23 protein-coding genes and 7 tRNA genes are annotated in these 25,573 nt (G+C 55.2%); 28 read left to right on the forward strand and 2 right to left on the reverse strand.

Annotation, left to right across the window (positions count from 1 at the left end; all coding sequences use genetic code 11):
- Positions 1-309: 309 nt before the first annotated feature.
- The 12 genes from nagB to WFM46_RS09935 all read left to right on the forward strand — a co-directional run bounded on the left by nagB (position 310) and on the right by WFM46_RS09935 (position 7,181).
- Entirely contained in the window at positions 310-1,110 is an 801-nt protein-coding gene (gene nagB, locus WFM46_RS09880; RefSeq protein WP_103178691.1) for a glucosamine-6-phosphate deaminase, read from the forward strand.
- A 56-nt stretch (positions 1,111-1,166) separates the two neighbouring features.
- Positions 1,167-2,315, forward strand: a complete 1,149-nt coding sequence (nagA, locus tag WFM46_RS09885; protein ID WP_336997556.1) for an N-acetylglucosamine-6-phosphate deacetylase — start codon at positions 1,167-1,169, stop codon at positions 2,313-2,315.
- A gap of 8 nt (positions 2,316-2,323) precedes the next feature.
- Positions 2,324-3,544, forward strand: a complete 1,221-nt coding sequence (nagC, locus tag WFM46_RS09890; RefSeq protein WP_103178689.1) for a DNA-binding transcriptional regulator NagC — start codon at positions 2,324-2,326, stop codon at positions 3,542-3,544.
- A gap of 45 nt (positions 3,545-3,589) precedes the next feature.
- Positions 3,590-4,342 carry an HAD-IIA family hydrolase gene (locus tag WFM46_RS09895; RefSeq protein WP_103181044.1) on the forward strand — a complete coding sequence of 251 codons (753 nt, stop codon included), beginning with the start codon at positions 3,590-3,592 and terminating at the stop codon, positions 4,340-4,342.
- A 250-nt stretch (positions 4,343-4,592) separates the two neighbouring features.
- Positions 4,593-6,257, forward strand: a complete 1,665-nt coding sequence (gene asnB, locus WFM46_RS09900) for an asparagine synthase B (RefSeq protein WP_103178688.1) — start codon at positions 4,593-4,595, stop codon at positions 6,255-6,257.
- A gap of 225 nt (positions 6,258-6,482) precedes the next feature.
- Positions 6,483-6,559 (forward strand) — tRNA-Met (locus WFM46_RS09905).
- An 8-nt stretch (positions 6,560-6,567) separates the two neighbouring features.
- A tRNA-Leu gene (locus WFM46_RS09910) sits at positions 6,568-6,652 on the forward strand.
- A 23-nt stretch (positions 6,653-6,675) separates the two neighbouring features.
- Positions 6,676-6,750 (forward strand) — tRNA-Gln (locus WFM46_RS09915).
- A 33-nt stretch (positions 6,751-6,783) separates the two neighbouring features.
- A tRNA-Gln gene (locus WFM46_RS09920) sits at positions 6,784-6,858 on the forward strand.
- 16 nt (positions 6,859-6,874) lie between these two features.
- A tRNA-Met gene (locus WFM46_RS09925) sits at positions 6,875-6,951 on the forward strand.
- 44 nt (positions 6,952-6,995) lie between these two features.
- Positions 6,996-7,070: transfer RNA gene (locus tag WFM46_RS09930), tRNA-Gln, on the forward strand.
- Positions 7,071-7,106: 36 nt separating this feature from the next.
- Positions 7,107-7,181: transfer RNA gene (locus WFM46_RS09935), tRNA-Gln, on the forward strand.
- 97 nt (positions 7,182-7,278) lie between these two features.
- Here WFM46_RS09935 and ubiF read toward each other — a convergent pair.
- A complete protein-coding gene (gene ubiF / locus WFM46_RS09940; protein ID WP_336997557.1) occupies positions 7,279-8,454 on the reverse strand; it encodes a 3-demethoxyubiquinol 3-hydroxylase in 1,176 nt (391 codons plus the stop codon).
- A gap of 136 nt (positions 8,455-8,590) precedes the next feature.
- On the opposite strand from ubiF, the gene miaB reads away from it, so the two are divergent.
- From miaB to rihA, 10 genes are all read left to right on the forward strand, one after another.
- Positions 8,591-10,021 (forward strand): tRNA (N6-isopentenyl adenosine(37)-C2)-methylthiotransferase MiaB, encoded by a 1,431-nt coding sequence (miaB, locus tag WFM46_RS09945; protein ID WP_336997558.1) that lies wholly within the window; start codon positions 8,591-8,593, stop codon positions 10,019-10,021.
- Between the two features lie 150 nt (positions 10,022-10,171).
- A complete protein-coding gene (locus WFM46_RS09950; protein ID WP_103178684.1) occupies positions 10,172-11,218 on the forward strand; it encodes a PhoH family protein in 1,047 nt (348 codons plus the stop codon).
- Positions 11,215-11,682 (forward strand): rRNA maturation RNase YbeY, encoded by a 468-nt coding sequence (gene ybeY, locus WFM46_RS09955; RefSeq protein WP_103178683.1) that lies wholly within the window; start codon positions 11,215-11,217, stop codon positions 11,680-11,682. The genes WFM46_RS09950 and ybeY overlap by 4 nt, the downstream gene beginning before the upstream one ends.
- Positions 11,683-11,786: 104 nt before the next feature.
- Entirely contained in the window at positions 11,787-12,665 is an 879-nt protein-coding gene (gene corC / locus WFM46_RS09960; RefSeq protein WP_103178682.1) for a CNNM family magnesium/cobalt transport protein CorC, read from the forward strand.
- 5 nt (positions 12,666-12,670) lie between these two features.
- Positions 12,671-14,209, forward strand: a complete 1,539-nt coding sequence (gene lnt / locus WFM46_RS09965; protein WP_336997559.1) for an apolipoprotein N-acyltransferase — start codon at positions 12,671-12,673, stop codon at positions 14,207-14,209.
- Between the two features lie 396 nt (positions 14,210-14,605).
- The gene (locus tag WFM46_RS09970) at positions 14,606-15,514 is read left to right on the forward strand and encodes an amino acid ABC transporter substrate-binding protein (protein ID WP_168192006.1); all 909 of its coding nucleotides are present in this window, start codon (positions 14,606-14,608) and stop codon (positions 15,512-15,514) included.
- A 158-nt stretch (positions 15,515-15,672) separates the two neighbouring features.
- Entirely contained in the window at positions 15,673-16,413 is a 741-nt protein-coding gene (gltJ, locus tag WFM46_RS09975) for a glutamate/aspartate ABC transporter permease GltJ (protein ID WP_103178679.1), read from the forward strand.
- A complete protein-coding gene (gene gltK / locus WFM46_RS09980; protein WP_103178678.1) occupies positions 16,413-17,087 on the forward strand; it encodes a glutamate/aspartate ABC transporter permease GltK in 675 nt (224 codons plus the stop codon). The genes gltJ and gltK overlap by 1 nt, the downstream gene beginning before the upstream one ends.
- A complete protein-coding gene (locus WFM46_RS09985) occupies positions 17,087-17,812 on the forward strand; it encodes an amino acid ABC transporter ATP-binding protein (RefSeq protein ID WP_103178677.1) in 726 nt (241 codons plus the stop codon). Before gltK ends, WFM46_RS09985 begins: the two co-directional genes overlap by 1 nt.
- A 122-nt stretch (positions 17,813-17,934) precedes the next feature.
- Positions 17,935-18,870: a pyrimidine-specific ribonucleoside hydrolase RihA gene (gene rihA / locus WFM46_RS09990; protein ID WP_180209994.1), complete on the forward strand. Its 936-nt coding sequence runs from the start codon at positions 17,935-17,937 to the stop codon at positions 18,868-18,870.
- A gap of 64 nt (positions 18,871-18,934) precedes the next feature.
- On the opposite strand, the gene WFM46_RS09995 is transcribed toward rihA, so the two are convergent.
- Positions 18,935-19,417 carry a zinc ribbon-containing protein gene (locus WFM46_RS09995; protein ID WP_103823619.1) on the reverse strand — a complete coding sequence of 161 codons (483 nt, stop codon included), beginning with the start codon at positions 19,415-19,417 and terminating at the stop codon, positions 18,935-18,937.
- A 215-nt stretch (positions 19,418-19,632) separates the two neighbouring features.
- Here WFM46_RS09995 and leuS point away from each other — a divergent pair, with 215 nt between their 5' ends.
- The 6 genes from leuS to rlmH all read left to right on the forward strand — a co-directional run bounded on the left by leuS (position 19,633) and on the right by rlmH (position 25,555).
- The gene (gene leuS / locus WFM46_RS10000; RefSeq protein ID WP_336997560.1) at positions 19,633-22,215 is read left to right on the forward strand and encodes a leucine--tRNA ligase; all 2,583 of its coding nucleotides are present in this window, start codon (positions 19,633-19,635) and stop codon (positions 22,213-22,215) included.
- A 14-nt stretch (positions 22,216-22,229) separates the two neighbouring features.
- Complete coding sequence (gene lptE, locus WFM46_RS10005; RefSeq protein ID WP_103178672.1) at positions 22,230-22,808, forward strand: LPS assembly lipoprotein LptE; 579 nt, start codon at positions 22,230-22,232, stop codon at positions 22,806-22,808.
- Positions 22,808-23,839, forward strand: coding sequence for a DNA polymerase III subunit delta (gene holA, locus WFM46_RS10010; RefSeq protein WP_156654092.1), 1,032 nt, complete (start codon positions 22,808-22,810; stop codon positions 23,837-23,839). Before lptE ends, holA begins: the two co-directional genes overlap by 1 nt.
- 3 nt (positions 23,840-23,842) lie before the next feature.
- Positions 23,843-24,496 carry a nicotinate-nucleotide adenylyltransferase gene (nadD, locus tag WFM46_RS10015; protein ID WP_336997561.1) on the forward strand — a complete coding sequence of 218 codons (654 nt, stop codon included), beginning with the start codon at positions 23,843-23,845 and terminating at the stop codon, positions 24,494-24,496.
- Between the two features lie 270 nt (positions 24,497-24,766).
- Positions 24,767-25,084, forward strand: coding sequence for a ribosome silencing factor (gene rsfS, locus WFM46_RS10020; RefSeq protein WP_103178668.1), 318 nt, complete (start codon positions 24,767-24,769; stop codon positions 25,082-25,084).
- A gap of 3 nt (positions 25,085-25,087) precedes the next feature.
- A complete protein-coding gene (rlmH, locus tag WFM46_RS10025; RefSeq protein ID WP_103178667.1) occupies positions 25,088-25,555 on the forward strand; it encodes a 23S rRNA (pseudouridine(1915)-N(3))-methyltransferase RlmH in 468 nt (155 codons plus the stop codon).
- Positions 25,556-25,573: the final 18 nt, after the last annotated feature.

Here is a 25,573-nt window from a genome sequence, read left to right on the forward strand (position 1 = left end):
CCCTTTGTTAAGGCTCGCGCATAAACTATGTTTTTTATTGTGTAACGAACGATAAATACAGTTGATGATTCACTGGCTTTGAGAGTGTCTGAAAAATTAATTCGTATCGCAAATTAAACGCGTGCTTTTTGTGAGTTTTGTCACCAAATATTGTTTCTTCCCCTCCCCTGTACTGGCAAACAGTGAAAACTTATTTTATGATACGAAAAATCAGGACGGATTGACCCCTCTCGGTGTGAAACAGGTTAGGCTTATATCATACCCCGACAAGCAATCCGCCAACTTTTACTAAAACTTCAGAGGTGAATAATGAGACTGATCCCCCTGGCAACCGCAGAACAAGTCGGCAAATGGGCTGCTCGCCATATCGTACAACGTATCAACGCGTTCAAACCGACAGCCGATCGTCCTTTTGTACTGGGTCTGCCTACCGGTGGCACACCTCTTACCGCCTATAAAGCACTGGTTGAGATGCATAAAGCGGGCCAGGTTAGCTTTGAACATGTTGTCACCTTCAACATGGACGAGTATGTAGGCCTGCCAAAAGAGCACCCGGAGAGCTACCATAGCTTCATGCACCGGAACTTCTTTGATCACATTGATATTAAACCGGAAAATATTAATCTGCTGGACGGAAATGCCCCGGATATTGATGCAGAGTGCCGTCATTACGAAGAAAAAATCCGTGCTTACGGTAAAATCCACCTGTTCATGGGTGGCGTCGGTAACGACGGTCATATCGCCTTCAACGAACCTGCTTCTTCTCTGGCCTCCCGTACCCGTATCAAAACCCTGACACATGACACCCGTGTGGCAAACTCCCGTTTCTTTGATGGCGACGTTAACCAGGTGCCAAAATATGCCCTGACCGTTGGCGTGGGTACCCTGCTGGATGCGGAAGAAGTGATGATTCTGGTGCTGGGTAGCGTAAAAGCGCAGGCGCTGCAGGCGGCGGTAGAAGGCAACGTCAACCACATGTGGACCATCAGCTGTCTGCAGCTGCATCCGAAAGCAGTTGTGGTATGCGATGAACCGTCTACCATGGAACTGAAAGTGAAGACGTTGAAGTATTTCAACGAATTAGAAGCAGAAAACATTAAAGGTCTGTAATGTGACGCCGTCTCTGCCTGCAGAGACGGCATGCTATTTTTAAACCGGGGGTCGTTATGTACGCTTTAACCCACGGTCGGATTTATACCGGCCATGAAATTCTGGATGACCATGCGATCGTTATCGCCAATGGCCTGATTGAACGTGTCTGCCCACTGGCCGAACTGCCAGCGGACATTGAACAACGCTCGCTCAATGGAGCAATCATCTCCCCCGGTTTTATCGACGTACAGCTTAACGGCTGTGGCGGCGTGCAGTTCAACGATACCGCCGAAGCCGTCACCGTTGAAACGCTGGAAATTATGCAGCGCGCCAATGAAAAATCGGGCTGCACCAGCTACCTGCCGACGCTTATCACCACCAGCGACGACCTGATGAAGCAAGGCGTTCGCGTGATGCGTGAATATCTGGCGAAATATCCACACCAGGCGCTGGGTCTGCACCTTGAGGGGCCGTGGCTGAATATTGTCAAGAAAGGCACCCATAATCCTGATTACGTCCGTAAACCTGACGGTGAACTGGTTGATTTTCTCTGTGCCAACGCGGATGTGATCACCAAAGTGACCCTGGCGCCAGAAATGGTCGATCCTGAGGTGATCCGCAAGCTGGCGGGCGCAGGTATTGTGGTCTCTGCAGGGCATTCCAACGCCACGCTAAAAGAGGCCAAAGTGGGCTTCCGCGCCGGTATCACCTTCGCGACCCATCTTTATAATGCTATGCCTTATATTACCGGACGCGAACCCGGTCTCGCCGGGGCGATCTTCGACGAACCAGATGTCTATTGCGGCATTATTGTTGACGGTTTACATGTCGATTACGCCAACGTGCGTAACGCTAAGCGCCTGAAAGGTGACAAACTGTGTCTGGTAACAGACGCCACGGCACCAGCTGGGGCAAATATTGAACAGTTCATTTTTGCTGGTAAAACAATATACTACCGGAATGGACTCTGTGTGGATGAGAACGGAACGTTAAGCGGCTCGGCTCTGACCATGATCGAAGGCGTGCGCAATCTGGTTGAACATTGCAGCATTGCCCTCGATGAAGTGCTGCGTATGGCAACGCTCTATCCGGCACGCGCGATAGGCTTAGATAAACAGCTGGGCAGTATTGCACCGGGGATGGTCGCTAACCTCACCGCATTCACACACGATTATAAAATCATCAAGACCATCGTTAATGGTAACGAGGTCGTTACAGAGTAAGCGAAAGTATGACACCTGGCGGACAAGCTCAAATTGGCAACGTTGATCTGGTAAAACAGCTGAACAGTGCGGCGGTTTATCGACTGATTGACCAGCACGGACCCATCTCGCGGATTCAGATTGCAGAACAGAGCCAGCTTGCCCCCGCCAGCGTGACGAAAATTACCCGTCAGCTTATTGAGCGCGGGCTGATTAAAGAAGTGGATCAGCAGGCCTCCACCGGAGGCCGTCGCGCTATCTCAATTGTTACCGAAACCCGTCATTTCCACGCCATTGGCGTGCGCCTTGGACGTCATGACGCCACCCTGACGCTCTACGATCTGAGCAGTAAGGCCATTGCTGAAGAGCACTATGCCCTGCCGGAACGCACTCAGGAGACCCTCGAACATGCGCTGCTTAACGCCATCGAGCTGTTTATCGAATCCTGCCAGCGCAAAATCCGCGAGCTGATTGCCATTTCGGTGATCCTGCCCGGGCTCGTCGATCCCGAAAGCGGCGTGATCCGCTATATGCCGCATATTCAGGTCGAAAACTGGGCGCTGATCGACGCGCTGGAAAAGCGGTTCGCCGTAACCTGCTTTGTGGGTCACGATATCCGCAGCCTGGCGCTGGCCGAGCACTACTTTGGTGCAAGTCAGGATTGTGAAGACTCAATTCTGGTGCGCGTTCACCGCGGTACGGGCGCCGGTATTATCTCTAATGGCCGCATTTTTATTGGCCGTAACGGTAACGTGGGCGAGATTGGCCACATTCAGGTTGACCCGCTGGGTGAGCGCTGCCACTGCGGCAACTTTGGCTGTCTGGAAACCGTCGCTGCCAACGCCGCCATTGAGCAGCGGGTGCGCCATCTGCTGGAGCAGGGTTATCAGAGCCGCGTCACGCTCGATGACTGTAAAATCAGCGCCATCTGCCGGGCGGCCAATAAGGGCGACGCATTAGCCAGTGAAGTGATTGAGCAGGTTGGCCGTCATCTGGGTAAAACCATTGCCATCGCCATCAACCTGTTTAACCCACAAAAAGTGGTGATCGCCGGTGAAATTACCGAGGCCGAAAAAGTGCTGCTGCCTGCCATCGAAGGGTGCATCAATACTCAGGCGCTGAAGGCGTTTCGCCAGAACCTGCCGGTGGTTCGCTCCGCGCTGAACGACCGTTCCGCGATTGGCGCTTTTGCCCTGGTAAAACGCGCCATGCTTAACGGTATCCTGTTGCAGCGTTTGCTGGAAAGCTGACAGCGCTTTATAGTGACGCCTTCTTTTTTTGATGTCGGGAAGTTCATGACCATTAAGAATGTTATTTGTGATATCGACGGCGTGCTGATGCACGACAACGTTGCCGTGCCGGGCGCTGCAGAGTTTCTTAACGGCATCATGGAAAAGGGTATGCCGCTGGTGCTGCTCACCAACTTCCCGTCGCAGACCGGACAGGATCTGGCGAACCGTTTTGCCACCGCCGGTATCGATGTGCCCGCCAGCGTCTTCTATACCTCGGCAATGGCCACCGCAGATTTCCTGAAGCGTCAGGAAGGCAAAAAAGCGTATGTAGTCGGTGAAGGCGCACTGATCCATGAACTGTACAAAGCGGGCTTTACCATCACCGACGTCAACCCCGACTTTGTTATCGTTGGCGAAACGCGCTCCTATAACTGGGAGATGATGCACAAGGCGGCCTTCTTTGTCGCCAACGGCGCCCGCTTTATCGCCACCAACCCGGATACCCATGGCCGCGGCTTTTACCCGGCCTGCGGCGCACTCTGTGCCGGTATTGAGAAAATGACCGGCCGCATGCCGTTTTATGTTGGTAAGCCCAGCCCGTGGATCATTCGTGCAGCACTCAACACAATGCAGGCCCACTCGGAAGATACGGTGATTGTGGGCGATAACCTGCGCACCGATATTCTGGCCGGCTTCCAGGCCGGGCTGGAAACCATCCTGGTCCTGTCGGGGGTATCCACCCTGGACGATATCGATTCGATGCCGTTCCGACCAAGCTGGATTTACCCCTCGGTCGCGGAAATTGATGTCCTGTAACCCAAAACCACGTCCCCGGACGTGGTTTTTTCATTTTGCCTCGTCAAAAATAGAAATCCATCTAATAAAAAACGCCTTTTACTGAATAAACATCAATAATCCAGCTTAAGGCGTACGCTTTTTTCAACATTCATCAACAGGTATTGCACTTTTTTCTTTTTACCCGGCAAATCGCTTGCCGCCCCTCCGCTTTTGCGGCATTTTCATAAGCAAGCAACATCACACTGCAACAGGGTTAATGGAGAAGGTTATGTGTTCAATTTTCGGCGTACTGGATATCAAAACTGACGCAGGCGAACTGCGTAAAAAAGCACTGGAACTCTCCCGTCTGATGCGCCATCGCGGCCCGGACTGGTCCGGTGTCTACGCCAGCGATAAAGCCATCCTGGCGCACGAGCGTCTGTCGATTGTGGATGTCAATGCCGGTGCCCAGCCGTTATATAACGAGAAAAAAACCCATGCCCTGGCGGTCAACGGTGAAATCTACAACCACCAGGCGCTGCGCGCGGAGTACGGCGATCGCTATACCTTCCAGACCGGTTCTGACTGCGAAGTGATTCTGGCCCTCTACCAGGAAAAAGGACCCGAGTTCCTCGACGATCTGCAGGGTATGTTTGCCTTTGCGCTGTACGACAGCGAAAAAGATGCGTACCTGATTGGCCGCGACCACATCGGGATTATCCCGCTCTATATGGGCCATGATGAGCACGGCAACTTCTATGTTGCCTCTGAAATGAAAGCCCTGGTGCCGGTTTGCCGCACCATCAAAGAGTTCCCGGCAGGCAGCTATCTGTGGAGCCAGGATGGCGAAATTCGCCAGTACTATCAGCGCGACTGGTTCGATTACGATGCCGTTAAAGACAACGTCACCGATAAAAACGAGCTGCGCCAGGCGCTGGAAGATTCAGTGAAAAGCCACCTGATGTCGGACGTGCCTTACGGCGTGCTGCTCTCCGGCGGTCTGGATTCGTCCGTTATCTCGGCGATCACCAAAAAGTATGCCGCACGTCGGGTGGAAGATCAGGAGCGCTCCGAAGCCTGGTGGCCGCAGCTGCACTCCTTCGCCGTCGGCCTGGAAGGATCCCCGGACCTGAAAGCCGCGCAGGAGGTGGCAAATCACCTGGGCACCGTGCACCATGAGATCCACTTTACGGTGCAGGAAGGGCTGGATGCGATCCGCGACGTTATCTATCACATTGAAACCTATGATGTGACCACCATCCGCGCCTCTACGCCGATGTACCTGATGTCCCGTAAAATCAAAGCGATGGGCATTAAAATGGTACTTTCCGGCGAAGGTTCTGACGAAGTGTTCGGCGGCTACCTCTACTTCCATAAAGCGCCGGATGCCAAAGAGCTGCACGAAGAGACCGTGCGTAAACTGCAGGCCCTGCACATGTTTGACTGTGCACGTGCCAACAAAGCGATGTCTGCATGGGGTGTTGAAGCGCGCGTCCCCTTCCTGGATAAAAAATTCCTCGACGTGGCCATGCGTATCAACCCGCAGGACAAAATGTGCGGCAACGGCAAGATGGAGAAACACGTTCTGCGCGAATGCTTCGAATCTTACCTGCCTGCAAGCGTGGCATGGCGTCAGAAAGAGCAGTTCTCTGACGGCGTAGGTTACAGCTGGATCGACACCCTGAAAGAGGTGGCAGCGAAGCAGATTTCCGATCAGCAACTGGAAACCGCCAGCTTCCGCTTCCCGTACAACACGCCGGGTTCGAAAGAAGCCTATCTGTACCGTGAGATCTTCGAAGAGCTGTTCCCGCTGCCAAGCGCAGCAGAGTGTGTTCCGGGCGGTCCTTCCGTCGCCTGCTCCTCGGCGAAAGCCATTGAGTGGGATGAAGCTTTCAAAACCATGAACGATCCATCAGGTCGTGCCGTGGGTGTGCATCAGTCCGCCTATAAGTAATCAGTCAGATCGCCATGAGGCCCTTCGGGGCCTCTTTTGTTGCCTCGCGTTTCGCTGGACAAAAACGATTAATAACCAATAATTGCCGAATATTCGGTCACGCTGTTCGCAACCTAACCAAACAGTCACATTCCAGACATTTTCGTTGAAAAAGGTGTTGACGCTGCAAGGGTCTATACGCATAATGCGCCCCGCAACGCCGATAAGGTAACGCGAAAAAAAGATGGCTACGTAGCTCAGTTGGTTAGAGCACATCACTCATAATGATGGGGTCACAGGTTCGAATCCCGTCGTAGCCACCATCTTTTTTGCGGGAGTGGCGAAATTGGTAGACGCACCAGATTTAGGTTCTGGCGCCGCAAGGTGTGCGAGTTCAAGTCTCGCCTCCCGCACCATTCCCAGGTAAGCGTTGCACGGATGGGGTATCGCCAAGCGGTAAGGCACCGGTTTTTGATACCGGCATTCCCTGGTTCGAATCCAGGTACCCCAGCCATATTTCTTCGATTTTGCGGTTCTCCGCGGTTATTGGGGTATCGCCAAGCGGTAAGGCACCGGTTTTTGATACCGGCATTCCCTGGTTCGAATCCAGGTACCCCAGCCATCGAAGAAAGCAGTCTGGCTACGTAGCTCAGTTGGTTAGAGCACATCACTCATAATGATGGGGTCACAGGTTCGAATCCCGTCGTAGCCACCATATCAGCTTGTATCGATTCCGGTCGGTAAAGCAAAAAAAATTGTTGGGGTATCGCCAAGCGGTAAGGCACCGGATTCTGATTCCGGCATTCCGAGGTTCGAATCCTCGTACCCCAGCCAATTTAAAAAGTCGTTAAGCTGTTTGTTTAACGCAATTGGGGTGTCGCCAAGCGGTAAGGCTCTGGTTTCTGATACCAGCATTCCGGGGTTCGAATCCCTGCACCCCAGCCACATAAAAAAAGCTCGCTTCGGCGAGCTTTTTGCTTTTCTGCGTTCCCTAACTCAATAAGCCGGGTGGCGGCTTCGCCTTACCCGGCCCAGGGAATATCTAGAGCCCTAAGGCGTACTTCAGCGCCTGACGTTTCAGTCCACCGGCGCGCTGTGCCGCCATCAATCCCACATTACGCAGGATGCGCAGCGGCCCGAGATCGTTGCTGAACCCGGCGTAAAAGAGATCCATACCTGACTGCATAATAAAGTTATCTGCCATCCGTCGCGTCTGATAACGCTTAAGCACCTGATGGCTGGCCCAGGCTTCGCCGTGGCTGCGGGCATTACTGAGTACATCTATCAGCGCTTCGACGTCGCGATAGCCCAGGTTAACCCCCTGCCCCGCCAGCGGATGAATGGTATGCGCCGCATCGCCGACCAGCGCCAGCCCTTCGCGCGCATACTTCAGCGCATGACGACGCGTCAGGGGGAATGCCCCTGCGGCGACCGGCGTGACCTTACCCAGACGCGACGGGAAATGGTGGACGATTTCGCGCTGCAGCTGTTCTATAGAGAGCCCCTGCAGTTGGCGGATCCGCGCGGGGGTGTCATACCACACCAGGGATGCCCAACGGTCAAACAGCGGTAAAAACGCGTGCGGACCGTTCGGGGTGAAATGCTGCCAGGTGCTGTCACCCGGATCGTTCTCACAGGCGACGGTGATCAGCATGCAGGATTGCTGATATTGCCAGGCGTGAATGCCGATCCCGGCCAGCTCGCGCACCCGGGAATTTGCGCCGTCGGCCCCAACCAGCAGTTTTACCGCCAGCTGCTCGCCATTATCCAGCTCAATCAGATGCTGATCGTTGTGGCGGTGGAGCGCCTTCACCGACGCAGGAACGCGCAGCGTCACCTGCGGATGCGCCTGCAGCGCCTGCCAGAGCGCCTGTTGCAGCACCCTATTTTCAACCATGTAACCCAGCAGCGGGAGTTTCAGCTCCGCGGCGTCAAACACCACGTGGGCGTTTTCCCACTCCCAGGTCTCCAGGCGACGATACGGATGCGCGCGCATGGCCAGCACCGCGTCCCATACCCCCAGCCCACGAAGCAGATCAACTGACGCGGCGCTGATCGCCGAAATGCGTACATCCGGCTGCTGTGACGCGTCAAAAGCAGCAGGTGGTGCCTGTTCGATAACGGTGACGTCGAACCCGTGTTGCGCCAGCCCCAGCGCCAGCGCCCCGCCGACCATACCGCCGCCGACGACGGCGATCCCGGCTTGTTGGATAGTCATGGTCATTTGTCCTTATTTGATAATCTCCTAAGTTTACCGGATTTTTTTGGCCTTGAGGCTGACAACCTTCATACTGGTCACAACCGCACCAAAGCATTACAATACGCGCCCTGCAATCCTGAGCATGAGCAAGTCGATGACAAAAAAACTCCATATTAAAACCTGGGGCTGTCAGATGAACGAATACGATTCATCCAAGATGGCCGATCTGCTGGATGCCACCCATGGGTATCAACTCACCGACGTGGCGGAAGAGGCAGATGTGCTGCTGCTGAATACCTGCTCAATCCGTGAGAAGGCGCAGGAAAAAGTCTTTCACCAGTTAGGTCGCTGGAAGCTCCTCAAGCAGAAAAACCCGGATATCATCATCGGCGTTGGCGGCTGTGTTGCCTCGCAAGAAGGGAAGCTGATTCGTCAGCGCGCCCACTACGTCGACATTATTTTTGGTCCGCAGACCCTGCACCGTCTGCCGGAGATGATCAACGCCGTACGCGGAAGCGGTAATCGCAAGGCGATTATTGACGTCAGCTTCCCGGAAATCGAAAAATTTGACCGTCTGCCGGAGCCGCGCGCAGATGGCCCGACCGCCTTCGTCTCCATCATGGAAGGCTGCAATAAATACTGTACTTACTGCGTGGTGCCTTATACCCGCGGCGAAGAAGTCAGCCGTCCTTGCGACGACATCCTGTTTGAGATCGCCCAACTGGCGGCACAGGGTGTGCGCGAAGTGAACCTGCTCGGGCAGAACGTTAACGCCTGGCGCGGCGAGAACTATGACGGCAGCACCGGCTCGTTTGCTGAACTGCTGCGTCTGGTGGCGGCGATTGACGGTATCGACCGCATCCGCTTTACCACCAGCCACCCGATCGAATTTACCGATGACATCATCGAGATTTACCGCGATACGCCAGAGCTGGTGAGCTTCCTGCATCTGCCGATCCAGTGTGGTTCTGACCGCGTACTGAACCTGATGGGCCGCACCCACACCGTGCTGGAATATAAAGCGATTATCCGCAAGCTGCGTGAAGCGCGCCCGGATATTCAGATAAGCTCTGACTTCATCGTCGGCTTCCCGGGGGAAACGGACGACGATTTTGAACGCACCATGAAGGTGATTGGTGATGTGAACTTCGACGTGAGTTACAGCTTCATCTTCTCGGCGCGTCCAGGGACGCCTGCCGCCGATATGGTTGACGACGTGCCGGAAGAGGTGAAAAAGCAGCGTCTCTATATTCTGCAGGATCGCATTAACCAGCAGGCCAACGCCTGGAGCCGCCGGATGCTCGGCACCGTACAGCGTGTACTGGTAGAAGGCACTTCACGTAAGAGCATCATGGAGCTCTCTGGCCGTACAGAGAACAACCGCGTGGTGAACTTCGAAGGTACGCCGGATCTGGTGGGCAAGTTCGTCGATATTGAGATCCTCGAAGTGCTGACCAACTCCCTGCGTGGCAAACTGGTGCGCACCGAAGATGAAATGGGCCTGCGCGTCGCCCAGTCGCCGGAATCGGTGATTGCCCGTACCCGTAAAGAAAACGATCTCGGCGTCAGCGTTTATCAGCCGTGATCCTTCGGCCTGTCGTTTCTGACAGGCCTTGTATTTCTCCCTGCTCTCCCCCATATCCTTCGCAATGCTTGCGCCTTTATTCCGTGGCGTGAATACTTTCATAAGACAGACCCACTGCCCTATGACACCCGAGACATTAAGAGGAACGGTTTGAATATAGACACACGTGAAATTACCCTTGAGCCAGCAGACAACGCTCGCCTGCTGAGCCTGTGCGGGCCGTTTGATGACAACATCAAACATCTGGAGCGACGTCTGGGTATCGAGATTAATCGTCGCGATAACCAGTTCAAACTCACCGGACGCGCCATTTGCGTCAATGCCGCTGCGGATATTCTCCGTAGTCTGTACGTTGATACCGCGCCGATGCGCGGTGAAACTCAGGATATTGAGCCGGAACAGATCCATCTGGCGATCAAAGAATCGCGAGTGCTGGAGCAGAGCGCGGAGAGCGTGCCGGAATTCGGCAAGGCTATCCACATTCAGACCAAGCGTGGCGTCATTAAGCCGCGCACGCCAAACCAGGCGCAGTACATCGCCAATATCCTCGATCATGACATCACCTTCGGTGTCGGCCCGGCAGGTACTGGTAAAACCTACCTTGCGGTGGCTGCTGCCGTGGATGCCCTTGAGCGCCAGGAGATCCGCCGCATTCTGCTCACCCGTCCGGCCGTTGAAGCGGGCGAGAAGCTGGGCTTCCTGCCTGGTGATCTGAGCCAGAAGGTCGATCCTTACCTGCGCCCGCTGTACGATGCGCTGTTTGAGATGCTTGGCTTTGAGAAGGTCGAAAAACTGATTGAACGTAACGTCATCGAAGTGGCTCCGCTGGCCTATATGCGTGGCCGTACCCTGAACGATGCGTTCATCATCCTGGATGAGAGCCAGAACACCACCATCGAACAGATGAAGATGTTCCTGACCCGTATTGGCTTTAACTCCAAAGCGGTGATCACCGGCGATATCACCCAGGTTGACCTGCCACGCAGCACCAAGTCGGGTCTGCGTCACGCTATTGAAGTCCTGTCCGAAGTGGACGAAATCAGCTTCAACTTCTTCCACAGTGAAGACGTGGTGCGCCACCCGGTGGTTGCCCGCATCGTCACGGCGTATGAAGCGTGGGAAGCCGCAGATCAAAAACGTAAAGCAGAACAGGCCGCGGAACGTAAACGCGAAGCCCAGGAGCAAGAGCAGAAATGAGTCAGGTGATCCTCGATTTACAGCTGGCCTGTGAAGATAACGCCGGCCTGCCGGAAGAGAGCCAGTTCCAGGCGTGGCTGAATGCCGTCATCCCGCAGTTTCAGGAGGAGTCAGAAGTCACGATTCGCCTGGTGGATGAAGCAGAAAGCCACGACCTGAACCTGACCTACCGCGGGAAAGATAAGCCGACCAACGTGCTCTCTTTCCCGTTCGAAGCCCCACCGGGTATCGAAATGCCGCTGCTTGGCGATCTGATCATCTGCCGCCAGGTGGTTGAGCAGGAAGCGAAGGAGCAGCAGAAGCCCCTCGAGGCCCACTGGGCGCACATGGTGGTGCACGGCAGCCTGCATCTGCTGGGCTACGACCACATTGAAGATGACGAAGCGGAAGAGATGGAATCCCTTGAGACAGAGATAATGCTTGCTCTGGGCTATGAGGATCCGTACATTGCCGAGAAAGAGTAGTCTGTAGGGCGCGTTTGCGCCTTACTGGCATAATGTGCCGTTGCGTATGACAAAAGTCCGCGACGGCAGTCAACAGACCAACATGAGAACCCTTAACAAACGCCATGAGCGACGACAATTCACACAGTAGCGACACACCAAACAGCAAAAAAGGATTTTTCTCCCTCCTTCTGAGCCAGCTGTTCCACGGTGAACCTAAAAACCGTGATGACCTTCTGGAGCTTATCCGTGACTCCGGGCAGAACGAGCTTATCGATGAAGATACGCGCGAGATGCTTGAAGGGGTAATGGACATCGCCGACCAGCGCGTTCGCGATATCATGATCCCCCGTTCGCAGATGATTACCCTGAAACGCAACCAGACCCTGGATGAGTGCCTCGATGTCATTATCGAATCCGCTCACTCACGTTTCCCGGTGATCAGCGAAGACAAAGACCACATTGAAGGAATTTTGATGGCCAAGGATCTGCTGCCGTTTATGCGCAGCGATGCCGAAGCCTTCAGCATGGAAAAAGTGTTACGTCAGGCGGTAGTGGTCCCGGAAAGTAAGCGGGTCGATCGCATGCTGAAAGAGTTCCGCTCTCAGCGCTACCACATGGCGATTGTTATCGATGAATTTGGCGGTGTTTCGGGCCTGGTCACCATCGAAGATATTCTTGAGCTGATTGTTGGCGAAATTGAAGATGAATATGACGAAGAAGAGGATATCGACTTCCGTCAGTTGAGCCGCCACACCTGGACCGTGCGTGCGCTCGCCCCAATCGAAGATTTCAATGACACCTTCGGCACGCATTTCAGCGACGAAGAGGTAGATACCATCGGCGGGCTGGTGATGCAGGCCTTTGGTCACCTGCCGGCGCGTGGCGAAACCGTGGAAATTGACGGCTATCAGTTCAAGGTGGCGATGGCCGACAGTCGACGTATTATTCAGGTTCATGTCAGAATGCCGGACAATGCTCCGCAACCCACACTGGATGATTGATTTAAATGGCATTTGCCCCCTTGCTTGAACGCCAGCGCACGCGTCTGCTGCTGGCGCTGATCCTCGGAGCCAGCGGTACGCTGGCTTTTTCCCCTTATGACTTCTGGCCAGCGGCCCTCCTTTCCCTGATGGGACTCCAGGGGCTGACCCTTAACCGACGCCCTGTTCAGGCGGCGGCGATTGGCTATTTCTGGGGGCTGGGCCTGTTTGGCTCCGGTATTAACTGGGTTTACGTCAGTATTGCCCAGTTTGGCGGCATGCCAGGCCCGGTGAATGTTTTCCTCGTGGTGCTGCTGGCGGCGTACCTCTCGCTCTACACGGGTCTGTTTGCCGGGATCCTCTCCCGCCTGTGGCCAAAAACCAGCTGGCTGCGGGTGGCGATTGCCGCCCCGGTGGTCTGGCAAATTACCGAGTTCCTGCGCGGCTGGGTGCTGACCGGCTTTCCGTGGCTGCAGTTCGGCTACAGCCAGATAGATGGCCCGCTAAAGGGCCTGGCGCCGGTGATGGGCGTCGAGGCGATCAACTTCCTGCTGATGGTGGTAAGCGGCCTGCTGGTGTTGGCGCTGGTGCAGCGCAACGGGCGAGCGCTGGTCATGGCTGTGGTGCTTTTTGCCCTGCCTTTCCCGCTGCGTTATATCCAGTGGTTTACCCTTGAGCCGGAACGCGCCACCCAGGTGTCGATGGTGCAGGGTAATATTCCCCAGTCGCTGAAATGGGATGAAGGTCAGTTGATCAACACCCTGAAAATTTATCTGGATGCCACCCAGAAAGAGATGGGCAAATCCCAGCTGATTATCTGGCCTGAGTCGGCAATCCCGGATCTGGAGATCAACCAGCAGCGTTTTCTGATCATGATGGACGATCTGTTGCGGGCGCGAAACTCCACTCTGATCACCGGTATCGTTGACGCGCGGCTGAACAAGCAGAACCGTTACGACACTTACAACACCATTATCACGCTGGGAAAAGATAATCCCTACAGCTATGAGTCGACGAACCGCTACAACAAGAATCACCTGGTGCCGTTTGGTGAGTTTGTGCCGCTGGAGTCGATTCTGCGTCCGCTGGCACCGTTTTTCGATCTGCCGATGTCCTCCTTTAGCCGGGGCGCCTACGTTCAGCCTCAGCTGAGCGCCCACGGCTTTTTACTGACCGCCGCCATTTGCTACGAGATCATCCTCGGTGAGCAGGTGCGGGATAATTTCCGCCCGAACACCGACTATCTGCTGACCATCTCCAACGATGCCTGGTTCGGTAAGTCGATCGGCCCATGGCAGCATTTCCAGATGGCGCGGATGCGCTCCCTGGAGCTGGCGCGCCCTCTGCTGCGCAGCACCAACAACGGCATTACCGCCGTGATTGGTCCGCAGGGTGAAATTCAGGCCATGCTGCCGCAGTTCACCCGCGACGTGCTGACCACAAAAGTCACGCCGACGACCGGGCTGACGCCTTACGCCCGCACCGGCAACTGGCCCCTGTGGATCCTCACCGCGCTGTTCGGTTTTGGCGCCGTGCTGATGAGCCTGCGCCAGCGCCGCAAGTAGTCCCCTCCCCCTCTTTGCCCGGCGGCGCTACGCTTGCCGGGCCTACGATCTTGCAGGCCGGGTAAGGCGAAGCCGCCATCCGGCAATTGTCACTGCGACACAACTCTGGCACGGCGATTGCTTTATCTATTTACGTAAACGCGATTTGGCTTACTGTGCAACCCGGTCGCACCAGGGTAGCTCACCGGTAGCACCGAAACGGTGCAACGGAAGATTTATGCCTCTGAATGGTGCGGCGCGCTTCGCAAAAATAAACAATAACGCAGCAAAATCTTTACATTAAGCCAAACTAAATGTTAACAAACAGGTATAACACTGCACTCGTATCGCGCGAGCTATAACAACATCACACCGAATATCAATGCGTCTCTGGCGCTGATAATAAAGGAGTTGGATATGCAATTACGTAAACTGGCCACAGCAATGCTGGTGATGGGATTATCCGCAGGCGTCGTGCACGCTGAAGATGCTGCTCCGGCAGCGGGCGGTACCCTGGAAAAAATCGCGAAAAACGGCGTGATTGTGGTCGGCCACCGTGAATCGTCTGTTCCGTTCTCATACTACGACAACACGCAAAAAGTCGTGGGCTACTCACAGGCTTATTCCAACGCGATCGTCGACGCGGTAAAGAAAAAGCTCAACAAACCGGATCTGGAAGTGAAGCTGATCCCAATCACTTCACAAAACCGTATTCCACTGCTGCAAAACGGCACCTTTGATTTTGAGTGTGGCTCCACCACCAACAACCTTGAGCGTCAGAAACAGGCTGCCTTCTCCGACACCATCTTCGTGGTGGGTACCCGTCTGCTGACCAAAAAAGGCGGCGATATTAAAGACTTCGCCGATCTGAAAGGCAAAGCGGTGGTTGTGACCTCCGGGACGACCTCTGAAGTTCTCCTGCACAAGCTGAATGAAGAGAAGAAAATGGACATGCGTATCATCAGCGCCAAAGACCACGGTGACTCTTTCCGTACTCTGGAAAGCGGCCGCGCCGTCGCGTTTATGATGGACGATGCTCTGCTGGCCGGTGAACGCGCTAAAGCGAAGAAACCGGATAACTGGGAAATCGTCGGCACCGCGCAATCCAAAGAGGCCTACGGCTGCATGATGCGTAAAGACGACGCGGAGTTTAAGAAACTCGTCGACGACACCATCGCTCAGGTTCAGACCTCCGGTGAAGCAGAGAAATGGTTCGATAAGTGGTTTAAAAACCCAATCCCACCAAAAAATCTCAACATGAACTTTGAACTGTCTGACGATATGAAAGCACTGTTTAAAGAACCGAATGACAAGGCACTTAACTAATTAGAACCACTAAGGGGCGGGTTCTCCTGCCCTCTCGATTGTCGGGAAGCGCGGACAGACTAAACGCTGAGTGGTCGTTCCCCACTCAGCGCGAATATTAAAGCTTCTCACCAATCTTCGAGGGTAGCGCTGCTACCCTTTTTTTTCTGGAGTTTACTATGTCAATTGACTGGAACTGGGGCATTTTCCTGCAGCAAGCCCCGTTCGGCAACACCACCTATCTTGGCTGGCTGTGGAGCGGCTTTCAGGTCACGGTCGCGCTGTCGATCACCGCCTGGATTATTGCGTTTCTTGTCGGCTCGTTGTTCGGTATTTTGCGTACCGTGCCTAACCGTTTTCTCTCTTCCATTGGCACCTGCTACGTCGAACTGTTCCGTAACGTTCCGTTAATCGTGCAGTTCTTTACCTGGTATCTGGTCATCCCGGAACTGCTGCCGGAAGATATCGGCATGTGGTTCAAATCGGAACTGGATCCAAACGTGCAGTTCTTCGTCTCCTCGATGCTCTGTCTGGGCCTGTTCACCGCCGCCCGCGTCTGCGAGCAGGTGCGTGCGGCTATCCAGTCTCTGCCACGTGGACAAAAAAATGCGGCGCTGGCGATGGGTCTTACCCTGCCGCAGGCTTACCGCTATGTGCTGCTGCCCAACGCCTACCGCGTGATTGTACCGCCGATGACGTCGGAGATGATGAACCTGGTGAAAAACTCGGCCATCGCCTCGACCATCGGTCTGGTGGATATGGCCGCGCAGGCGGGCAAACTGCTGGATTATTCCGCCCATGCGTGGGAATCCTTCACCGCCATTACCCTGGCCTATGTATTGATTAATGCTGTCATTATGCTGGTGATGAACCTGGTTGAACGTAAAGTTCGCCTGCCGGGCAACCTGGGGGGCAAATAATGTACGAATTTGACTGGAGCTCTATTGTTCCCTCCATGCCCTACCTGATCGATGGCCTGATCATCACGCTGAAGATCACCCTGACGGCGGTGATTGTCGGGATTGTCTGGGGTACCCTGCTGGCGGTAATGCGTCTGTCGAGCTTTAAGCCTGTGGCCTGGTTTGCGACCGCTTACGTGAACGTTTTCCGTTCCATCCCGCTGGTGATGGTGCTGCTGTGGTTCTATCTGATCGTTCCTGGATTCCTGCAGAACGTTTTAGGCCTGTCGCCGAAATCCGATATCCGTTTGATCTCCGCGATGGTGGCCTTCTCCATGTTTGAGGCGGCTTACTATTCAGAAATTATTCGTGCCGGGATCCAGAGTATCTCCCGCGGGCAGTCCAGCGCTGCGCTGGCGTTAGGCATGACCCACTGGCAGTCGATGAAGCTCATCATTCTGCCGCAGGCGTTCCGCGCCATGGTTCCGCTGCTGCTCACCCAGGGTATCGTGCTGTTCCAGGATACCTCGCTGGTTTATGTATTGAGCCTGGCAGACTTCTTCCGTACCGCCTCTACCATCGGCGAGCGCGATGGTACCCAGGTTGAGATGATCCTGTTCGCAGGTGCGGTCTATTTTGCAATTAGTTTAAGCGCGTCGCTGTTGGTCAGCTGGCTGAAGAAAAGGACAGTGTAATGATTTCCCTGAAAAATGTTTCTAAATGGTATGGGCACTTTCAGGTGCTGACCGACTGCTCCACGGAAGTGAAAAAGGGCGAAGTGGTAGTGGTGTGCGGGCCCTCCGGCTCGGGTAAATCCACGCTGATTAAAACTGTGAACGGTCTTGAGCCGGTGCAGCAGGGCGAGATCATCGTCAACGGCACCAGGGTGAATGACAAGAAGACCAATCTGGCGAAGCTGCGTTCCAACGTCGGGATGGTGTTCCAGCACTTTGAACTCTTCCCGCATCTGTCGATCATTGAGAACCTGACCCTGGCGCAGGTAAAAGTCCTCAAGCGCGATAAGGCGGCCGCACGTGAGAAAGGGCTGAAGCTGCTGGAGCGCGTGGGCCTCTCCGCCCATGCCGATAAATTCCCGGCGCAGTTGTCCGGCGGCCAGCAGCAGCGCGTGGCGATTGCCCGTGCGCTCTGTATGGATCCCGTCGCGATGCTCTTTGATGAGCCGACCTCCGCCCTTGATCCGGAGATGATCAATGAAGTGCTGGATGTTATGGTGCAACTGGCGCAGGAAGGGATGACCATGATGGTGGTCACGCACGAAATGGGCTTTGCGCGTAAAGTCGCAAACCGCGTGATCTTTATGGATGAGGGGAAAATCGTCGAGGACTCCGCGAAAGAGGAGTTCTTTAATAACCCGCAGTCTGAACGCGCTAAAGACTTCCTCGCCAAAATTCTGCATTAATCTCCCCGGTGCGCAATCGCTCAGATTGCGCACCGCTTCACGCTTTTTATCTCTTTATCTCGTCTGCCTCTGCCTTCAGCGTTAGCCTTGTCGCCAAACAACACTGAGAAATGGAGATTTCTATGGCACTGCCCATTATCCTCGATTGCGATCCGGGTCATGATGACGCGATAGCACTCGTCCTTGCCCTCGCCTCACCCGAGCTTGAGCTCAAGGCTGTAACCTCTTCTGCCGGTAACCAGACCCCTGACAAAACCCTGCGCAATGTGCTGCGCATGCTTACCCTGCTGAAACGCAGCGATATTCCGGTGGCAGGCGGCGCGATTAAGCCCCTGATGCGCGATCTGATCATTGCCGACAATGTACACGGGGAAAGTGGGCTTGATGGCCCTGCCCTGCCCGAGCCAGATTTTGCGCCGCAGGATTGCACGGCAGTGGAGCTGATGGCAAACGTACTGCGCGAAAGCGCCGAGCCGGTAACGCTGGTCTCTACCGGTCCGCAAACCAACGTCGCCCTGCTGCTGAACAGCCACCCTGAACTGCATGCGAAAATCGCCCGGATTGTGATCATGGGCGGTGCGATGGGGCTGGGTAACTGGACGCCTGCGGCGGAATTCAACATCTTTGTTGACCCCGAGGCGGCCGAGATCGTCTTTCAGTCCGGCATTCCGGTGGTCATGGCCGGGCTGGATGTGACGCATCAGGCGCAAATTATGGCGGAGGATATCGAACGTTTTCGCCGGATCGGCAACCCGGTGGCAACCACCGTGGCGGAGCTGCTCGACTTCTTTATGGAGTACCATAAAACCGAGAAGTGGGGTTTCCAGGGGGCACCCTTGCATGACCCTTGTACCATCGCCTGGCTACTGAAACCGGAGATATTTACCACCGTGGAGCGCTGGGTAGGCGTGGAAACGCAGGGGAAATACACTCAGGGAATGACGGTGGTGGACTATTACTTCCTGACGGGTAACAGGCCGAATACCACTGTTATGACAAATATTAACCGTGAAGCCTTTGTTGATTTATTAGCCGAACGGCTGGCGTTTTACGCTTAACGCCACGCACCACCTTTGAACTGAAAAAGCTGGCATCACTGTGCCAGCTTATATTACGACAACATTAGGGTTCAAATGGCCGACGCTGGAACTGATCGTGGCCGCATTTAGGACAGACCGGCAGCATCTCCGGTGTATAAATCGCCATGTGGAAATGGCAGTTCTCGCACACCAGATTCCCCAGCCCGACAACCTCACCGCTGTGATACACCCCGTGGTGGTTCAGATCCTGAAAGACCTCACGCCACTCCAGCTGGGTTTTATCGGTAATGTCCGCCAGCTCCTGCCAGAGGCTCTCTTTGATCACCCGCATAAATACGCTGTCGGTGGCCTCATCCTGGCTCTCGCCATAGCTACGGGCGAACTCTTCCAGATCGCGGCGAACCGCGCGGGTCACCTCTTCCACTTCGGTGCGCGTTAACTCACCCGTCTGCATCACCTTAACGCGTGCATGCTCGACGAGCGCATCAATATCACGCTCACCATTCCGCAGACGTTCTGTCAATGTGGCGACCAGTTCACGGTAAAATTGAGCAACCTTGTTCATCATTTTGCCTCCCGGGTAAGTAAACCTCTCTAATGATAGACCTTATTTGCGCCCCGCTTTGTCAGGTCATCCACACTCTACGTAAATTCCTGCAAGGCGCTTTTAGTGGTAAAGGCTGTTTTGACGCGGGCGTTTGGGCTATGCTATGCGGATCTGAATTACCACATCCATTGGCTACGTTTGTAGCTGTATTGAACACAGGACCACTGGCTGCCATGCAAGAGCAATACCGCCCGGAAGAGATAGAATCGAAAGTCCAGCAACACTGGGACGAGAAGCGCACTTTTGAAGTCACCGAAGACGAGAGCAAAGAGAAGTATTACTGCCTGTCGATGCTTCCCTATCCTTCTGGCCGACTACACATGGGCCACGTGCGTAACTACACCATCGGTGATGTGATCGCCCGTTATCAGCGTATGCTGGGTAAAAACGTCCTGCAGCCAATCGGCTGGGATGCGTTTGGTCTGCCTGCAGAAGGTGCCGCGGTAAAAAACAACACTGCGCCTGCGCCATGGACCTACGACAACATCGCCTACATGAAAAACCAGCTCAAGATGCTGGGCTTTGGCTATGACTGGAGCCGCGAGCTGGCGACCTGCACCCCGGAATATTACCGCTGGGAGCAGAAGTTCTTCACCGAGCTCTACAAAAAAGGGCTGGTCTACAAAAAAACCTCCGCCGTTAACTGGTGCCCGAACGATCAGACCGTTCTGGCGAACGAACAGGTTATCGACGGCTGCTGCTGGCGCTGCGACACCAAAGTTGAGCGCAAAGAGATCCCGCAGTGGTTTATCAAAATCACCGCTTACGCCGACGAACTGCTGAACGATCTGGATAACCTGGACCACTGGCCAGATACCGTGAAGACCATGCAGCGTAACTGGATCGGCCGCTCTGAAGGGGTAGAGATCACCTTCAACGTTGAAAACTACGATCGGCCGCTGACCGTCTACACCACCCGTCCGGACACCTTCATGGGTGCGACCTACCTGGCCGTGGCCGCAGGTCACCCGCTGGCGCAGAAAGCGGCAGAGAACAACCCGGAACTGGCTGCCTTTATCGACGAATGCCGCAACACCAAAGTTGCCGAAGCTGACATGGCAACGATGGAGAAAAAAGGCGTTGCCACCGGTTTCTATGCCAAACACCCGCTGACGGGCGAAGCGATCCCGGTCTGGGTCGCCAACTTCGTCCTGATGGAATACGGTACTGGTGCGGTGATGGCCGTTCCGGGTCACGATCAGCGCGACTACGAATTTGCCACCAAATACAACCTGGCGATCAAGCCGGTTATCCTGGCAGCAGATGGCAGCGAGCCTGACCTGTCTGAACAGGCATTGACCGAAAAAGGCACCCTGTTTAACTCCGGTGAATTTAGCGGCCTGAGCTTTGAAGAGGGCTTTAACGCCATTGCTGACAAACTGGCCGCGCTGGGCGTCGGCGAGCGTAAAGTTAACTACCGTCTGCGCGACTGGGGCGTTTCCCGTCAGCGTTACTGGGGCGCGCCAATTCCAATGGTCACCCTGGAAGATGGCACCGTTATGCCAACGCCAGAAGATCAACTCCCGGTGATCCTGCCGGAAGATGTGGTCATGGACGGCATCACCAGCCCAATCAAAGCCGACCCTGAGTGGGCGAAGACTACCGTAAACGGTATGCCTGCGCTGCGTGAAACCGACACCTTCGACACCTTTATGGAGTCCTCCTGGTACTATGCGCGTTACACCTGCCCGCAGCATCAGGAAGGGATGCTGGATTCCAAAGCCGCAAACTACTGGCTGCCGGTAGATATTTACATTGGCGGTATCGAACACGCCATTATGCACCTGCTCTACTTCCGCTTCTTCCACAAGCTGATGCGCGACGCGGGCCTGGTGAACTCTGACGAGCCAGCCAAACAGCTGCTGTGTCAGGGCATGGTGCTGGCAGATGCCTTCTACTACGTGGGCGCAAACGGCGAGCGTAACTGGGTCTCCCCGGTTGATGCCATCGTTGAGCGCGACGAAAAAGGCCGTATCGTGAAGGCGAAAGATGCCGCGGGCCACGAGCTGGTTTATACCGGCATGAGCAAAATGTCGAAGTCCAAAAACAACGGCATTGACCCGCAGGTGATGGTTGAGCGCTACGGTGCCGATACCGTGCGCCTGTTCATGATGTTCGCCTCGCCGGCGGATATGACTCTGGAATGGCAGGAGTCCGGCGTGGAAGGGGCTAACCGCTTCCTGAAACGTGTCTGGAAACTGGTTTACGAGCACACCGCTCAGGGTGACGCACCGGCACTGAATACCGCGGCGCTGACGGAAGATCAGCAGGCACTGCGTCGCGATGTGCATAAAACGATTGCCAAAGTGACTGATGATATTGGTCGCCGTCAGACCTTCAATACCGCAATTGCGGCTATTATGGAATTGATGAACAAGCTGGCGAAAGCCCCGCAGGAGGGCGAGCAGGATCGCGCCATCATGCGTGAAGCGCTGCTGGCAGTGGTACGTATGTTGAACCCGTTCACCCCGCACGTCAGCTTCACCCTGTGGCAGGAGCTGAACGGCGAAGGCGATATCGACAATGCGCCGTGGCCGGTGGCTGATGAATCCGCAATGGTGGAAAACACCACGCTGGTCGTCGTGCAGGTCAACGGTAAAGTTCGCGGTAAGATTACTGTTCCGGTTGATGCAACCGAAGAGCAGGTCCGCGAGCGTGCTGGCCAGGAAACTCTGGTGGCGAAGTATCTTGATGGCGTTACCGTACGTAAAGTGATCTACGTGCCTGGTAAACTGCTGAACCTGGTCGTTGGCTAAGCGCGGGAGGAAGCGTGCGACAACTGGCAACATTACTGTTATCGCTGGCGGTGCTGGTCACCGCCGGATGTGGCTGGCATCTGCGTAACACCACACAGGTGCCGGAGCAGATGAAAACGATGATTTTCGATTCGGGCGATCCAAATGGTCCGCTTAGCCGTGCCATTCGTAACCAGCTGCGTCTAAACGGCGTTGAACTGATCGAAAAAGGTACGCTGCGCCAGGACATCCCATCGTTCCGCATCCTGAACTCTACCCTGAGCCAGGATACCGCCTCCATCTTCCAGGATGGTCGTACTGCGGAATACCAGATGGTGATGGAAGTGCACGCTGCGGTACTGATCCCGGGTAGCGACATTTACCCTATCAGCACCAAGGTCTACCGTTCGTTCTTCGATAACCCGCAGACGGCACTGGCGAAAGACGCTGAGCAGACCATTATCATCAACGAAATGTACGACAAGGCGGCGGAACAGCTGATCCGTAAGCTGCCGAGCGTCCAGACTGCTGAAAAAGAGAATGACCTGAAAGCTCAGCCTGCTGCTCAGCCAACGGCATCCTCCTCGCGCGTCTCCACGACGCTGGGTCAGTAATGCTCAGGTTGTACCCTGAACAACTCCGCGCGCAGCTCAATGAAGGGCTGCGCGCGGCGTATCTGCTTCTCGGAAACGATCCGCTGCTGCTCCAGGAAAGCCAGGACGCCGTGCGTCAGTTTGCGGCCACTCAGGGCTTTGAGGAGCACCACAGTTTCACCCTGGATAACAGCACCGACTGGCAGGAGATTTTCTCCCTTTGCCAGGCCATGAGCCTGTTTGCTGCCCGGCAAACGCTGCTTATCCAGCTCCCGGAAAACGGCCCTAACGCGGCGATCAACGAACAGCTTGCCACGCTGGTTAGCCTGCTGCACAGCGATCTGCTGTTGATCGTTCGCGGCAATAAACTGACCAAAGCGCAGGAAAATGCCGCCTGGTTTACGGCGCTGGCAAACCATTCGGTGCTGGTGACCTGCCAGACACCGGAGCAGGCGCATCTGCCAAAATGGGTGGCAGCCCGGGCAAAGCAGCGCAATCTGCAGCTGGATGACGCGGCCAATCAGCTCCTTTGTTACTGTTACGAAGGTAATCTGCTGGCGCTGGCCCAGGCTCTGGAGCGGCTGGCGCTGCTCTGGCCCGATGGCAAACTGACCTTACCGCGCGTTGAGCAGGCAGTTAACGACGCGGCGCACTTTACCCCTTTCCACTGGGTCGATGCCCTGCTGTCCGCTAAGAGCAAACGCGCTCTGCATATTCTGCAGCAGCTGCGTCTCGAAGGCAGCGAGCCGGTGATTCTGCTGCGAACCTTACAGCGGGAACTGCTGCTGCTGGTGACGCTTAAACGCCAGTCAGCGCATACGCCTTTGCGCGCGCTGTTTGATAAACACCGGGTCTGGCAGAACCGTCGCGTCATGACCACCGAAGCCCTGAACCGGCTGAGCCCGGAACAGCTGCGCCAGGCCGTTCAGCTTCTGACACGCACCGAACTGACCCTGAAGCAGGATTACGGTCAGTCGATCTGGTCTGAGCTGGAAAGTCTTTCGCTGCTGCTGTGCCACAAGGCGCTGGCGGACATTTTTATAGAAGGGTAAGAGATGCACTCTCTACAGGCACTCTATGGCGGCACCTTTGATCCCATCCACTATGGGCATCTGAAACCGGTCGAGATCCTGGCCAACCAGATTGGCCTGCAATGCGTCACTATTATGCCGAACAACGTGCCGCCGCATCGCCCGCAGCCCGAGGCTACCCCCGCCCAGCGCAAACAGATGCTGGAGCTGGCGATCGCCGATAAACCGCTGTTTGTTCTTGATGAGCGCGAGCTGCGCCGGAACAGCCCTTCCTATACGGCACAGACGCTAGAGGAGTGGCGACGCGAACAGGGGCCGGAAAAACCGCTGGCCTTTATTATCGGCCAGGACTCGCTGCTCAATTTCCCGAGCTGGTATCAGTACGAAACAATCCTTGATAACAGCCATTTAATCGTCTGCCGTCGGCCAGGCTATCCCCTGGCGATGAAAGAGGAGCGGCATCAGCTGTGGCTGGAGCAGCACCTGACTTATCAATCTGAAGATCTGCACAACCAGCCTGCCGGCAAAATTTACCTCGCGGAGACGCCCTGGTTTGATATCTCAGCCACGCTTATCCGCCAGCGTCTGCAGCAGGGGCTCCCCTGTGATGAGATGTTACCGATGCCGGTGTTGCGTTATATTCAACAGCAGGGGTTGTATCAGAAAAGCAGCAACTGACTGGCGCCCGGGAGAAAAAGCGCGCCATTCGCGCTCTCGCCATTGACACCCCCGACCAGGCTGATATCCTCCGCTGCCAGACTTCCCGCCAGCACTGTTTTACAAAAACTGTTTTACAAAAATGGCGATGCAATCTTCGGCTGAGGGTGGGATGATACCCGCCTTCTCATGCCCGTCCGGTGACATTTGTCCCGACACTGCAGCCAGTTCAGGTATACTGTCTGGCTACGAATTTATAGTTGTTCAATCTCACTCTCCCAGGGGGAAAACTTGCAGGGTAAAGCACTCCAGGATTTTGTTATCGACAAAATTGATGATCTGAAAGGTCAGGACATCATTGCCATCGACGTTCAGGGCAAATCAAGCATCACCGATTGCATGATTATCTGCACCGGCACTTCTACGCGCCATGTTGCCTCCATCGCCGATCATGTGGTTCAGGAGTCTCGCGCTGCCGGCATGATGCCGCTCGGCGTTGAAGGCGAAGCGACCGCTGACTGGGTCGTCGTTGACCTTGGCGATGTGATTGTCCACGTCATGCAGGAAGAGAGCCGTCGCCTGTATGAACTGGAAAAACTCTGGGGTTAATGCGTGAAGCTGCAACTGGTAGCCGTCGGTACAAAAATGCCCGACTGGGTACAAACGGGGTTTACTGAATATCTGCGTCGTTTTCCAAAAGACATGCCGTTCGAGCTGGTGGAGATCCCCGCTGGCAAGCGCGGTAAAAACGCGGATATCAAACGTATTCTCGATAAAGAGGGTGAGCTGATGCTGGCTGCTGCCGGTAAAAACCGCATCGTCACTCTCGATATTCCGGGCAAACCCTGGGATACGCCGCAACTGGCGGTTGAGCTGGAACGCTGGAAGCAGGACGGTCGCGACGTCAGCCTGTTAATTGGCGGACCGGAGGGGTTATCCCCCGCCTGCAAAGCGGCAGCAGAACAGAGTTGGTCTCTCTCCGCGCTGACGCTCCCCCACCCGCTGGTTCGGGTTCTGGTTGCTGAAAGCCTCTACCGCGCGTGGAGCATCACGACCAACCACCCTTATCACCGTGAGTAATGATTAAGTCCTGGATAA

Origin of the sequence: Leclercia sp. M50, from assembly GCF_037150775.1 — a bacterium.
Taxonomy (GTDB): Bacteria; Pseudomonadota; Gammaproteobacteria; order Enterobacterales; family Enterobacteriaceae; genus Enterobacter.

Bases quoted from the DNA above. Each gene is read 5' to 3' on its own strand.
- nagB (WP_103178691.1), top strand. From the start codon at position 310: ATGAGACTGATCCCCCTGGCAACCGCAGAACAAGTCGGCAAATGGGCT.
- nagA (WP_336997556.1), top strand. From the start codon at position 1,167: ATGTACGCTTTAACCCACGGTCGGATTTATACCGGCCATGAAATTCTG.
- nagC (WP_103178689.1), top strand. From the start codon at position 2,324: ATGACACCTGGCGGACAAGCTCAAATTGGCAACGTTGATCTGGTAAAA.
- WFM46_RS09895 (WP_103181044.1), top strand. From the start codon at position 3,590: ATGACCATTAAGAATGTTATTTGTGATATCGACGGCGTGCTGATGCAC.
- asnB (WP_103178688.1), top strand. From the start codon at position 4,593: ATGTGTTCAATTTTCGGCGTACTGGATATCAAAACTGACGCAGGCGAA.
- ubiF (WP_336997557.1), bottom strand. From the start codon at position 8,454: ATGACTATCCAACAAGCCGGGATCGCCGTCGTCGGCGGCGGTATGGTC.
- miaB (WP_336997558.1), top strand. From the start codon at position 8,591: ATGACAAAAAAACTCCATATTAAAACCTGGGGCTGTCAGATGAACGAA.
- ybeY (WP_103178683.1), top strand. From the start codon at position 11,215: ATGAGTCAGGTGATCCTCGATTTACAGCTGGCCTGTGAAGATAACGCC.
- corC (WP_103178682.1), top strand. From the start codon at position 11,787: ATGAGCGACGACAATTCACACAGTAGCGACACACCAAACAGCAAAAAA.
- lnt (WP_336997559.1), top strand. From the start codon at position 12,671: ATGGCATTTGCCCCCTTGCTTGAACGCCAGCGCACGCGTCTGCTGCTG.
- WFM46_RS09970 (WP_168192006.1), top strand. From the start codon at position 14,606: ATGCAATTACGTAAACTGGCCACAGCAATGCTGGTGATGGGATTATCC.
- gltJ (WP_103178679.1), top strand. From the start codon at position 15,673: ATGTCAATTGACTGGAACTGGGGCATTTTCCTGCAGCAAGCCCCGTTC.
- gltK (WP_103178678.1), top strand. From the start codon at position 16,413: ATGTACGAATTTGACTGGAGCTCTATTGTTCCCTCCATGCCCTACCTG.
- WFM46_RS09985 (WP_103178677.1), top strand. From the start codon at position 17,087: ATGATTTCCCTGAAAAATGTTTCTAAATGGTATGGGCACTTTCAGGTG.
- rihA (WP_180209994.1), top strand. From the start codon at position 17,935: ATGGCACTGCCCATTATCCTCGATTGCGATCCGGGTCATGATGACGCG.
- WFM46_RS09995 (WP_103823619.1), bottom strand. From the start codon at position 19,417: ATGAACAAGGTTGCTCAATTTTACCGTGAACTGGTCGCCACATTGACA.
- leuS (WP_336997560.1), top strand. From the start codon at position 19,633: ATGCAAGAGCAATACCGCCCGGAAGAGATAGAATCGAAAGTCCAGCAA.
- holA (WP_156654092.1), top strand. From the start codon at position 22,808: ATGCTCAGGTTGTACCCTGAACAACTCCGCGCGCAGCTCAATGAAGGG.
- nadD (WP_336997561.1), top strand. From the start codon at position 23,843: ATGCACTCTCTACAGGCACTCTATGGCGGCACCTTTGATCCCATCCAC.